The 13,946-nt window shown below is 46.8% G+C and carries 6 protein-coding genes; all 6 read right to left on the minus strand.

Annotation, left to right across the window (positions count from 1 at the left end):
- Nucleotides 1-23: 23 nt before the first annotated feature.
- The 6 genes from HMPREF9447_RS18910 to HMPREF9447_RS18935 all read right to left on the minus strand — a co-directional run bounded on the left by HMPREF9447_RS18910 (nucleotide 24) and on the right by HMPREF9447_RS18935 (nucleotide 13,936).
- The gene (locus tag HMPREF9447_RS18910) at nucleotides 24-4,130 is read right to left on the minus strand and encodes a two-component regulator propeller domain-containing protein (protein ID WP_009131382.1); all 4,107 of its coding nucleotides are present in this window, start codon (nucleotides 4,128-4,130) and stop codon (nucleotides 24-26) included.
- 91 nt (nucleotides 4,131-4,221) lie between these two features.
- Entirely contained in the window at nucleotides 4,222-5,361 is a 1,140-nt protein-coding gene (locus tag HMPREF9447_RS18915) for a glycoside hydrolase family 88/105 protein (RefSeq protein WP_009131383.1), read from the minus strand.
- Between the two features lie 389 nt (nucleotides 5,362-5,750).
- Nucleotides 5,751-8,156, minus strand: a complete 2,406-nt coding sequence (ccsB, locus tag HMPREF9447_RS18920; RefSeq protein WP_044138464.1) for a c-type cytochrome biogenesis protein CcsB — start codon at nucleotides 8,154-8,156, stop codon at nucleotides 5,751-5,753.
- Between the two features lie 7 nt (nucleotides 8,157-8,163).
- On the minus strand, nucleotides 8,164-8,907 hold the full coding sequence (locus HMPREF9447_RS18925; RefSeq protein ID WP_009131385.1) for a DAHP synthetase I family protein: 744 nt from the start codon (nucleotides 8,905-8,907) through the stop codon (nucleotides 8,164-8,166).
- A 114-nt stretch (nucleotides 8,908-9,021) separates the two neighbouring features.
- Nucleotides 9,022-13,014, minus strand: coding sequence for an SUMF1/EgtB/PvdO family nonheme iron enzyme (locus HMPREF9447_RS18930; protein WP_044138381.1), 3,993 nt, complete (start codon nucleotides 13,012-13,014; stop codon nucleotides 9,022-9,024).
- 25 nt (nucleotides 13,015-13,039) lie between these two features.
- The gene (locus HMPREF9447_RS18935; protein WP_009131387.1) at nucleotides 13,040-13,936 is read right to left on the minus strand and encodes a beta-propeller domain-containing protein; all 897 of its coding nucleotides are present in this window, start codon (nucleotides 13,934-13,936) and stop codon (nucleotides 13,040-13,042) included.
- Between the last annotated feature and the right edge of the window lie 10 nt (nucleotides 13,937-13,946).

Here is a 13,946-nt window from a genome sequence, read left to right on the forward strand (position 1 = left end):
CCAAACAATACATAAAATAGATACTATTTAAGAGTTTCCCTCTTCTCATTATGTCTTTGCACCCATTCTGAGGGTGAATAACCGTAAAATGACTTGAAACAGTTTGTAAAATAAGCATGGCTGTTGAAACCTGTATAAACAGATATTTCCGAAACAGTATAACTGGACTCTAACAAAAGTTTGGCAGCTATTTCCAGACGCTTATTACGTATCAACTCCGTCGGCGACAATTCTGTCACCGCTTTCAGTTTCCGATACAAATTAGCACGACTCAAGCCTAACTCCTGGCTCAACAAATCCACTCCCAATTCCGGGTTAGAGATATTCTTTTCAATAATCTCAAAAAAGCTCTGGGTGAAACGGTCATCACCGGAAACTATCTCAATTCCCATCGCTTCCGGAGAGAATTTCTTCCCGTACAGCTTCTTCAACTTCTCACGAGATTCCAGTAGGCTGTTGATACGGCAAATCAATACATCCATACTGAAAGGCTTCACTATATAATCATCGGCGCCAACCGAAAATCCTTCCTTAATGTGCACCACCATAGACTTGGCAGTCATCAGCACCACCGGGATATGTCCCAATTGCAAATCCTGTTTCACTCGTGAACACAATTCCAAACCATCCATCTGAGGCATCATGATATCACTCAATATTAAATCCGGATACTTCTCCAAGCTCAGGTCAAGGGCATCTTTTCCATTGTCCACATCCAGCACATAGAAGTAAGGTTCAAGACACTCTTTGACGTATGCTCTCACCTCATCATTGTCTTCCGCCAGCAGCACTGTCCATTTCTTCTCAATATCAAAATGTAGTTCCTGAGCTGATGGAATCACGTCTTCCACTACCTGCCCGTCTTCTTCCTCCACCAACAGACTTGCATCATAGGCGTTGCTAGTAATGGGAATATATACCCTGAAAATCGTACCTGTAGGCTGATTATGGGATACTGTAATAGTCCCCCCGTGCAGATGTACGATGGAGCGTGTCAGGCTCAGTCCAATGCCCGTACCTACATTTTCTTTATTATTATCCTCTCCCTGATAGAAAGGGGCAAAGATATTCTTCACCTCATCATCGGGGATACCTTTACCAGAATCCGCCACAGAAAAACAAGCAAACTTAGTATCGGCAGGCAATGTTTGTAACTCCGCTTGTTGTTCCGGAGATAAATCTGCAAAAGTACATCGGGATAAAGAGAACACCACCCGACCATTATCCGGAGTAAACTTCATTGCATTGGACAACAAATTGAAGACTACCTTTTCTATAATCGATTTATCGAACCATGCCGACATTCTTTCTTCGCTCGTTTCAAATGTGAAATAAATAGATTTCTTTGCCGCCAAATGATTGAAAGCATAGTAAATCTCTTGCAGGAACGGATTCATATCCGTCTTGGTGATACGCAGATTCAATTTGCCCTCCTGATTCTTGCGTAAATCCATCAACTGGTTCACAAGCAGCAGCAATCGCTGGGCATTACTGAATATCAGACTCAGCTTATTCTTTACACTGGAAGAGAATTCGGGCATGGATACCAAATCCTGTAAAGGTGCAATGATTAATGTGAGCGGCGTGCGAAGCTCATGCGAAAAATTGGTGAACATGCGTATCTTAGCCTGATGAAAATCTTCCAACTGCAATTTCTCTTTCTGCTTGAATTGCAGTTCGCGTTCCAACTTCTGCTTCTTTGATATGTAGTACATGATAAGCGTCATCACAAAGACAAAAGCAACGGCGTAGAATAAGTAAGCATACCAGGTTTTCCATAAAGGCGGATGCACAATGATGCGTATTTTACGCGTCTGCTGGCTCCAGACTCCGTCATTATTCGAAGCCTTCACTTCAAATACATACGTTCCCGGACTCAAGTTGGTGTAGTAAGCCTCCCGGCGGTTGCCAATATAATTCCAGTCTTTATCATACCCTTTCAAGAAAGTAGCATACTGATTCTGCCGGGCAAATACAAAGTTCAGGGCACAATAACCGATAGAAATGTTATTCTGGTTATAATCCAGCTCAATTTCCTCCATGTCGTCCAGCACGGAGCTCAAAATAGCTGTCTCGTCTTCCGGTTCAATCGCCTGGTTGTTTACCACCAATTTTGTGAACACCACCGGTGGTACATAAGAGTTCAATTGTAATTCCTGCGGACTGAAGGTCACAAAGCCATTGTTCCCGCTAAAGCAGATTTCACCATTCGGCAATAACAAACCGCTATGGGGAGTAAATTCATAAACGCCAATGCCATTGAGAGAGTTGTAATTGGTAAATTCTTCCGTCTTGAGATTATATTTGGAAATACCATTACTTGCACTAATCCAAAGATTATTATCATTATCCTCCACAATGGCACAGATGTCATTCTCTATCAAACCTTGCTCTTTGGTTATGGTCTTTATGATTCCTTTTTCTTCATCGTACAGGGATATGCCACCGCCAAATGTACCAATCCAGATGCGGCCGGAACTATCGCGCACGATGCTTGTCACATAATTATTAAGCAGCCGACGGGATTCTTTTTCATCCGTATCATAATAAACAGCTACCCCTTTATTTAAATCATATTTTATCAAGCCATCATTACGGCTACCAATCAGCACTACCCCATCCCGCAACTTCAGAATACAACGTGAACTGGCAAACAGACAACTGTCCTTTCCACCATTAACCGGGAAATGTGTCTGTATTTCTTTCTTATCCGACAAACGTATTATCCCCATACGGGAATCGGAAGAAACAATCCATAAGCTGTTATCTTTATCGCGGAGCATGGAATAAATGGACATCTCACGTGGAAGTTGATAATAGAGTGTATATTTCTTGGTACGGGTATTGAAGTGATAAATAGCTCCCTTATTCGTTCCGCACCACAGTATATCATCCTCCAGCAAAAGTCCTTTTATGATATTCTGGCTATATTGCAGTTTCGAGGCATTATCTATCGGATAATAAGCATATTGCCTGTTCTTCAGATTATAATCAAGTAATCCCCTGCCTTCAGTTGCCATATATAGACAACCTCCGGGAGTGGCAAGCATGCAACCGTATATACCGAACAATGCATCAAATATCGTAGCAGGGTCATGAAAATCGAAACGGTTATTAAACCGGCTGGAATAGCTTACTCCACCGGCATACGTGCCTACCCACACCGTCTGACTCCTGTCTACAAACAAAGAATAAATGGAGAAATGACTCAGGTTGCCCTTTTCAAGGGAAGCATCCGTATGTTTCCAAAAGGAGTGAGTGGAGAGGTCTATCGTATATAGTCCGTCGAACGTGCCAACCAGTAGCATTCCACGCAACTCCGATATGGCCCGGACACTACTGCTAGTCAAAATGCTGTTACCTTTGTGGTAAGCAGTTATTTCCTCTTTCTCAAAATCAATACGATATAGTCCGCTCAATCCGCTCCCTGCCCATAACATCCCGTTAGAATCTTCGTAAACGGTAGAAATGCTGTTGCCCAACAAACGAAGCCCCGGTGTCTGGGTAGTGAGCTGCCTCTGCACTTTCATATTCATATCGCAGACAAACAGTCCCTTCGTGGAAGTACCTATCAATATCTGATGATGCTTTGTTTCGTAAATTACGGAGATAAATTCATCTTTAATCTTCCCATTCAGGTCGATACGCTGAAAAACGTCCATTGCCGGGATGTATAGATACAGACCTTTAGTTGTTCCTATCCAAAGCCGGTTGCGAGAGTCTACGGCCAGACTGCGCACTTCGCTTTTGGCAAAAGCACCGTAACGCTCATCGATGAATGACGTTATGCGGTTAGTCTTTAAGTCTATCTTGTTCAATCCGCGCGCCGTGCCCACCCATAGGTTCCGGTCGTTATCTTCGGCCAGGGCCCAGATGTGATTGTCGCTCAATGTCAGGGAGTCCTTGGGGTCGTGCTTATATATCACAAACTCGCTTCCATCATAACGGTTCAATCCGTTGCGCGTGGCAAACCAGATGAAGCCTTTGGTATCCTGAAATATCTTAATGACTGAAATCTGGGATAATCCATCTTTCAGGTTCAGGTTCGAGAAGTAGAAGTTCTCATTGTTCTGGGCTGTTATCTTGATGGTGGCTAATATAGTAATCAGCAAAAGAATATATTTTTTCATAGGTATAGCAAACTATGTTTTTCATTGTATTATCCGGGAAACAAAGATACACCATTCTTTCATTCCACAAAGTAATCCATAGGACATTAACTTATTCCGTCAGCAGTTCCGTAGCACACCACAACAGAGGGGCATGAGCATGCAGGTCACCCGTAATTTGCTTACGGTTCATATAGTGGTTCTTGTCATTTTTGATATTGGTTCCTTCGCATACATTCGTCACTTCATCATCAATGTTTATATAAGAGACCAGTGCCAGCCATCCTTTCATGGCAGCCGGGACATACGCCTTTTTATCCAGCCAACCATGCTTCACTCCCACCAGCATAGCATAAGTAAACATAGCCGTACCGGAAGTTTCTTTATAAGATGCCGGTTCGTCAATCAGCTGATGCCACATGCCGTCAGCATCCTGATTCTCCAGCAAAGTGGTCATCATCTTTTTATAAGCCTCCATTATAGCGGAACGGTTGGGGTTATCCTCCGGAAGCACGGAAAGTAGGCGAGACATGCCCGCAGCCATCCAGCCATTGCCGCGCGCCCAGAAGAACGGTGCTGTAGGGGCATGATAGAAAAGGCCATTCGGACGTTGTATTTTCTCCAGATACATCGCCATTTCGGCAGCGGCACGGTCGATGTATTTCCGGTCGCCGGTAGCCAAGTAGGCCTGCGACTGGATGGTGGTAATCATAAACATATCGTCAATCCATACGCGCGTCTGCCAAGAGTATCCCTGGTCAGCATAGGCTTTTTCTTCCGGTTTGGCATCGGCAGGAACTTCCCACTGGGTATCGGCATACTTCATCCCCAGTTCAAAGTATTTCCGGTCGCCTAACTTCTGCATGTAGATTTCGAGGGGGACGGCACCTACCACATTATAATCTACGTGCACCATACGGGGGAGCATATTCTTTTCGGTGGTGAACAAGGGTTCGAAACGATTTTTCAGTTGTTGCTGCATATCCTCGTCCTTTATTGCTTTGCTGAACCACAAAGCACCCAGCCAGGTGCAAGCGTCAGGATAGGTCACATAATTGGGGGCTTTCTCAGCACGCGGATTCCCAAAACGGGTATGGGGAGTTACGAGATACTTATTAACAATACGCGTACCTATTACCTTGGGGTCGGCATCTTTCATACGTTTCTCCAATCCGGAGGTTTGAGCATTGATTGTGCCACACCAGCCTGAGAAGGCGGTAAATAGAATAAATAAAAGTTTGTTTGTCTTCATTTCATAGTATTATTAGCAGATTTATAACTAAGACAAATGTAGGGGATTTGCCCCGGAGAGGTTTGAATTATTGTCCCAAATGCTTGAACTATTAGCTCAGAATGGGCGATACAGGGGTCTCACGAGAGTTTTTCCATTTCATTTGTAAGTAGCTTTTATCACCGATATTCATTTCCCCGAAGACCGTCCGGAATATATTCTGAGAAGGGGGTATAATCAGTATACGACTGAATAGGGATGAGTATACGACTGAACCCTATTCAGTCGTATACTGAATCCCATTCAATCCGACACCCTATTTATAAATGCCGGATAAACTCTATATTTTGTATCTTTTTCGTACGGTTATAAGTGAATCGTGCCGGCAGGCGGAGATAATGAGATTATCATCAAGCTTGAGCCTTGCGCTGCTTATACCCTGCATATACCATCAGGGCAAAAGCACAGGCATACACAACGAATACCGCAGTCAACGCCGGCGGAGTATCACCGCCACCATAAGAATGCAGGCCGGACAGATAGTAGTTGACCCCGAAATACGTCATCAGCACCGAGGCCAGTCCCAGCACGGACATCACACTGAAAGCATAGTCCGAACGGAGGGCGGGCAGAAAGCGGGCATGCAAGACGAAGGCATAAACTACCATTGTGATGAGTGCCCAGGTTTCCTTCGGGTCCCATCCCCAGTAGCGCCCCCATGATTCATTGGCCCAGACGGCACCGAGGAAAATGCCTGCCGTCAGCAGATAAAGACCGATGTGGAGAGACATTTCGTTAATAATGCGAAGTTCCCGGATATGCGGTTGCAGCAAAGCAACTTTCGACGGATTACTCGTACTCATGAAAGCAAGGGTGAGCAGCCCGAGCAGGAAGCTGATGCCAAAGAATCCATAGCTTGCCGTTATCACCGCCACGTGTATCATCAGCCAATAAGACTTCAACACCGGAACCAGCGGAGTGATTTCGGGATCCATAAAGTTGAGGTTCGCTACAAACAGAATGATACCTGCAAAGAAAGCCGCCAAAGCCAACGTCATAGAGGAACGTTTGATAAACAAAAGTCCCGCCAAAGCCGTTGCCCAAGCAACGTATATCATTGATTCATAAGCATTGGCCCAAGGAGCGCGCCCCGATATGTACCAGCGGATGCCAATCCCGGAAGTATGTAGCAAGAATATCAGTACGATAAGCGTGACTAATGGGAAGATAATGGCTTTGAACCAACGTCGTGGCTTCAACAACTGCCACACCACAAAAACCAGTAGTAGCAGCCCCGCAGCCATATATCCCATAGCCGACCAGAAAAACAGTTGTGCCTTATTATAAAACAACTCCCACGACACTTGCTTTTCTGTCAATAGCGGTGTGGCGCTTTGCTTCTGCTGGTACACGTTCATCATAGAAAGAACTTCTCCCGCACTCTCCCAGTTACCTGTTCGCAAAGCATCGTAGGCTTCACCTAAGTACCAGGGCATGATTTTACTTACAAACAGAGAGTCTCTTCCGGAGAACATACTCAAATTATCTCCCGGAGAATACCACTTTCCGCTCGTGTCTCCCGGCAGTGGAAACAGAGCAAACATCTGTCCTTGCTGGAGAGAATATAATATGTTCACTTTCTCGTCCAGTTTCAGCAAGTCTTTCTCCAAACGTGAGCGTTCGGCAGCAGGGCGCGAATAGGCTTTATCCACCGCATCTGCTATCAGATACCTGCCACTTTCATCGAAGACATCGAGAAAGCGCAGATATTTCCCTCCGGGCAAAGAATAGACTTGCGGCAGTTCCTTGTTCGTCTGGCGGATGAACGGTACGTTGCTCCAATAAGCAGGATTCATGAGGAAGCCGATGATTACTTGTTCGGAGGTAAGGCCTTCGAAAGAGTTACTACGGTAAATCTTGCGAAGCAATTTATCAGTATAGGTATCCATCGGCTCAATACGCCCCGTGGGGCATTGCACCTGCAGGCGTCCCCATTGTTCAGCTTGCTTCACAGGGATGGTATTCTTTAGTAAAAGCTGAGTATCAGCGTTTTGGGCAAATGAAAGCATGGGAAGAGAAATCAGCAGAAAGACGGGTACCACGCGTTTCAGTTGCTTTGCCAGTTGGCGGAAACGGGATTTCTTGTCAGCCAAAGTCAGCAACATACCGGCAAGCAGCAGCAGATATCCGGTGTATGTAATAGTTGTGCCCGCACGGTCATTGTTCACCGTCAGCACGGTTCCCAGTTCGTCCGAGTCGTAGGAAGACTGGTAGAGGCGGTATCCTTGTTCATAAATCACTTTGTTCATGTAAATGTGTTCGCTCCGTTCGCCCTCTTCGGTATGGATGGTAAGGAAACTCTCAAAAGAGGAAGGACTGTGAGAGCCAGGGTAACGGACCAGCTTAAAATCATCCAGACGGATAGAGAAAGGTAACGGACGTTGATCCTCCGTTGTACGCATATACGACACTGTCTCCCCTTCCCTGATATGCACAATGCCTTCAAAACCAAAGATATTAGTAATCAATGCCCCCAACAATATCACGACGAAAGAAACATGCAACAGCAATATGCCATACTTTCGCCGGCTCCACAGACGTGCCTGCCAGGCAGTGGCGCAGAAGTTAAGAATCAGCAACAATTGTAGAAAGTAGAAGAGTGGATTGTTATAAATCATTTCCCTTGCCATTGCCGTTCCTTGCGACTTCTCAACAAAGGTGGCAGCCGCCAGCAATATCACATAGTGCACCAGCAATATCAACGTTATCTTCCACGAGGTGAACATCGCTTTCAGGGAGAATCGTACTTTTTTCATGCTTACATCATTCAATTGAGACATTCAGGGTATTCAATAACTCTGCCAATGCGGGCGGCGTCAACTGCTGGGCTGCATCAGACAGGGCTTTCTGCGGACAACAATGGGACTCTATGAACAGTCCGTCCGCATGCAAAGATATAGCTTTCGCGCAAATAGAAGCTAATAATTCACGTTTTCCACCGATATGGCTCGGATCACAATAGAAAGGCAATTCCGGGAAATGAGTATGAAAGCGTTCTGCCAGCTCCCAAAGGGGGGCATTGCGGTAGGGAGAACTATCTACCGTGCAAAAGCCACGATGGATGATACGGACATCTTTCAGTCCTGCCTGATGGAGGCGCTCTACCGCACCAATCCACAACTCGACATCGGGACATACCGGATTCTTCACCCACACCGGAAGTTCGCATCCACGCAAGGCTTCTGCCAACTCGTGCATCATGAAGGGATTGACCGTTGTACGGGCGCCAATCCATATCATATCGAGGCCGGCTTTCAGTACGGCTTCCACATGACAGGGAAGCGCTACTTCGGTCATTACCCGGAGTCCCAGTTCTTGTTGCACTTCACGCATCCAATCCAGTCCTTCCTCGCCTACTCCCTCAAATGTTCCGCAGCGCGAACGGGGTTTCCACAGGCCGGCACGCAATGTGCCCACACCTATTTCTTTTAACCCCCTGGCTGTTTCCAACATCTGCTCACGGCTTTCCGCACTACACGGACCGGCCACTAAACCCATAGTTTTCATATTTCCTTTCTCCACTTAATATTTAGTGATTAGCGTTTAGTGATTAGTGATTAGTAGGCTGCGCTATCATACCGCATGGTGTTAATCACTAATCACTAAACACTAACCACTAAATTAATCTTCGATAATCACACGGAAGCCTACATTATACACTTTCTGCCAAGGCAGATAAGCCCGGCGATAATATGCGGTAGATGCTTTCGGATGATCGTTCCACGAGCCTCCTCTAACCACCTTTTCCGTACCTGTACCCTGTGCCTTCTCATTGTAAGGATAAGGAGAGTAATCGGAAGAAGTCCACTCGGCAACGTTACCTTGCATATCATACAAACCCCACGGGTTGGCCTGATAACCGCCACCTTTCACCATCAGCATATTGCCGTCGTCCACACCATTTTCTTTAGGCTGATAAGTATAGTACTTATACCAAGCATCATTCTCTTTCATCGGCATCGGGTTCACACCGCGAACAGCCATCTGATTCAGGTGTTTATCCGCCAAGTTCTCGTACTTGCCGAAATCGGTATTCAACGAACCATACCAGAATTCACTATCACTACCCGCACGGCAGGCCCATTCCCACTGTACCTCGGTGGGCAGAGTAATCTTCATACCGGTCTTTTCGCTCAGTTTCCGGCAGAATGCCATTGCTTCTTCCCAGCTTACACGTATGGCAGGCTGTTCAGGATTATTGGCAGGATAACCCTCGTGTACGTGGTCTTTCCACAACTGGCGTATGAAGCGGCTGTCGTGTTCGGGGAAAAGAGTGCGGAACTGTTCGTTGCTTACTTCTATTTCGCCCATCCAGAAAGCCTTCTTCACTACCTGCTTATGGGCAGGAGAATAGTCGGAATGACCTCTGTTGCTACCCATCACAAACGAACCGGCCGGAATGCGGACGAAGTTCATCTTTATGCCCGGAGCCAATTCGATGCTCATCTTGGCATTGTCTTCCTTAGCAAGCATAGCCTGCGCAACGGATTTATCAAACGGCCAGCCTTTCACTTTCACATCCTTATCCTTATATTCTTTCTTCTCCGGCCTTACAGGAGCAGGTTTATCCTGCCCTTCCAGATATTTGGCATACGAACGAATTTCAGCTTGCCAGTCTACACCGGAGCCTGCATACTTTTCTGTCAGTTCCGTACGGCGGCTGATTTGCTCTACTCCCTTAAACTCATTGGCATTGAACTTGCCATGATAAGGAGCGTTGAAGTCAATCCAGTTGTAGAGGGCCTGCCACTCTTTATCAGTCAGTTCCACTCCATGATGTCCGGTCTTCAATATCTTGATTAGCGGACTTACAGAAGCATGATATTCATACGGATCGAGCACTTCGATTTCGGCTTCGGGACCTTGACGATATACGTAAGGATGAAGGTTCAGATAGCTGACTCCGAATCCGGAGAACTTATCAATCTTTCCACCGGTAAAGTCGGCCAGTTTGTTGGAGCCATCGTGACAGGCAATACAAGCACGGTCGAGCACAGGCTGCACTTCCAGATCGAAAGTGAAAGAGCGTACTCCACCTTCCGGCTTCGTGATGGCATGAGGAGCCATTGTTGAGGCTTTTACACGTTTGGGAATAGGAAGTTGGTTCTGGTCTTCGTGGCAGCCGACACAGGAAACAGTTTCACCCGGCATACCTGTCAGCCAGCTACGCATCCACTGAATAGCACGTCCTTCGGAGTCTAACGGTTGCAATGAAATAGGCGTATTGGCAGGAATCGTAAAGATGGCGGAACCATCCTCTTCAACAGGAACGGTACCCAACAAACGTTTGATGTCCCAACCGCTCTGAACCCCCTGTGCCCAATGATCGGACGGAGTCTTGTTATAAGCATATTCGTAGGCAAGTACGCGGAAAGCTTTCACTGTGCCACGAGGCACACCTTCCAATCCTTCTCCTTCGTAGATGTCCTGGATGAACACGGTGGCTTCCTTGCTGCCCGGCTTTATCCTCTCGGGGATGGCGGGGGGAACCGGACGTTTCACTACCGGAGTGGGGCAAATGAGTCCTTCGCCTTCAAACTCTGCAATCAGCGTCAGGTTGTCATACACGTCTACCAGATAGACACCCCACAGGGCACTTTCATTCAGTTTTGCTGTGACGAGGAAATATTTATCCGTCAATGGATAAGGTTTGATGAACTGAGGCCATACGCCATCCACCAAACGGTCTTTTACAATCGGTTCAATCTTACGGTCGCGGAAAGGCAATTCCTGCAACATGCCTTTCTCAGACTTACGGCTCTTTGAAGGGTCGAACAGCATCAGGCGTCCGGAACGGGTTACACCGTGGTGACCGGAAATCACACCAATAAACTGCGAAGAACCGCCAGGCAGAGGTTTGGCGTCGAACGTACTGTTCGGGAAGTAAGAACCGCTACCGTACAGGGATTTCTGTTCAGTTCCATCCGGATTCATATGCATCACAAAGCGAGAGAAGTAATGGGTCAGGTCGGTATACTCCCAGCGGGTATACATGATGCGACCGTTATTCATAACCGTAGGCGCCCAGTTGGCATCCTGGTCGAAGGTGAGACGGCGTAGAGAACCATCTTTCGGGTCGTACAGGCACATATTGCCTACTTCGTCATTACCATTCACACAGGGCACACCATTATAGCCAATATTGGAAACGGCAATAATCTTACCGGAAGGTAAATAGGTGGCGTCGAAGAATTCCAGGTCTTTCTCCGGAGTTTCAATGAGCTTCTTCAGGCCGGTGCCATCCAGTTTCACTTCGAACACTTGCCAGCGACGGTCGGTGTCTATCATGGAGAACATAAGGCGTTCGGCATCCCAATGCAGTTTCAAGTCAGGGACGGAAGAACCATTGGTCGGCTTGAAAATAGTCCGGCTCTGAACGTCTCCGCGCAGATTGGTCAATTCGGCTATTTCGGCGTTGAAACCACCACGGGAAGCCGAGGTCTGGTTAGACCAGTTATTGTTTTGTGTGCCCAGAGCACGCGGGTTGATCTGGCGGGCAGAAGTTCCTACCTTATAACGGCCGACGATAATCTTATCCATATCCAGTGCCGTGTTCGCCAGCAGGATATCACGTTTCAGTTTCAAGGCTTTGTTGGCGGCATCCAAAGCTAATGCATCATTCTTATAGATGCCGGAGAAACCTTTTCCTGTCAGCATTTTCAGTTCAGCAAGTCTGGCTTGATTCATATTCTTATCGTAATTGGCATCCCGAGCCATGTCGTTATAAGCCTCTTCGATAGCACGCATATTGAGCCAGCTTAGGGATTCCTGCAACTGATACACATTCATTGCCGCCTGTGCCAGGTCCAGATATCCGATGACTTGTTCATCTAATGTCGGTTTCGAGGCAATCTGCGCAATCTGTGCGGTGAAGTAGGCCTTATCGTTCAGCAGATTTGCTACTTCGGTCGCTATATGCTTTTCGATAGCGGCATCATGCGTTGTGACCAGTGCTTTCATGTCACTTCCGCCGAAAGGCAGAAACAAAGTAGCTTGGGTGGGATATTTCGTCACAATATCCGCAGCAGCTTCGGAACCCGTAATGCCTTGAAGACGGAAAATCACCGTACCAGCGGAAGAGCGGTTCTCCAAACCAATCTCCGCCTCAAAACGGACATATTTCTTATCCAAGGGTACAACAATCTGGGCGTTGGCATTTGCCATAATCGTGCGTTTATAGGTTTTGCCTTTCATGACAACATCCTGTGCCTTGGCATTCTCATTGAAACGCAGGCTACCGCTACCTGTCTTCTTGAATGTATCTCTGAGGTCGTTCAGCCAAACAGATGAACCGTCGGCGGCCACCAGTTTGGCATTTGCCCATACAGCCTGGTCGTCTCCCGTGCCGTCTACAGTGCCCCACGTATAGAGTACCATTTCATCCAGTCCAGTCACGTCAGCCGAAAAAGGCACTGCTGCCTCCTTTGCCTTGATTACCTTCGATGCAACGGGCAAACAAGTTTTCTGCATCTCCTCATAGGCCTGGTTCTTAGCCGCAGCAATGCTTTCCGCCCACGTAGCGGGCGCTTTCACTTTTGCACTTGCCCTCCGCTGTGCCATGCCAGGGAGCGATAAAGCAATGCATACAGACATTACTAATAATTTCTTATTCATAATACTTTGTTCTAAAGTTAATCTCCTATTTTAAGTCCGGTAACCGGAAATCTTTCAAATAACAGGCAGCGGATATCTTACCCACATTCTCCTTATCGTGCAAGCTCCACACCACTTTACCTTCTTTATCTATTTCTATCAATTGCGGTTCGTCCACAGTAACGTCTTTTGTATGTCCGTACCAATTACAAATCAATAGATTCTGATTCTTCAACTGCAATATCTGCCCGACGAACAACAGGGACACTCCCGGTATATCATTGGCATTCATCCGTTTCAGCTCCTCTCCTGTCCGACGGTCAATCACCATATAATAATGCCCGTCTCCGCAAGGCAACAACAGATTTCCATCCTTTAGTTCAAGCGATGAGAATGCTTTCCCCTCAATCTGATGCTCCGCCACTACTTTCCCTTTACGGGTCACTTCCAGCACTTTTTGTCTGGTCATTACCGGTATCAGATAATTCTTATTCCGAAGCTGAAACACCTGGCGGAACTGGTTGTGAGTTTTTTCAACTTCCAAGTCCAGTACGACTTCATTCACTTCTTTACCATTCTTATCCAGCTCTATGAACCGGGCGGGATTACCACATAGCCCAAGCAATACTCCCCCGTCACGCAGCAAGGTGGCCGACTGCAATTCTGTTTTGTCCGGTGCCGGATAATCCCAGACCACCTGATGGTCCCAAGTAACGAGTTTGGCTCCCCGTTTATAGGAATACAGCACTTCGCCTTTCCGGGTCAGAGCAACCGTATTACATTCTTCCCCTTTCTCTAAAGCATGTTTCCACTCTACTTTGCCGGTTTGTTTGTCTACCAGCAGAATATGCGGATTCCCGGAGCCGGCAACCAAAAGTTTATCTTGCGCTACCGCCCGGAATCCCATGGAAAGAATGACCCAAATAATAATATAAACCCTCATCATCCCTTTT

This window comes from Bacteroides oleiciplenus YIT 12058, from assembly GCF_000315485.1.
Taxonomy (GTDB): domain Bacteria; phylum Bacteroidota; class Bacteroidia; order Bacteroidales; family Bacteroidaceae; genus Bacteroides; species Bacteroides oleiciplenus.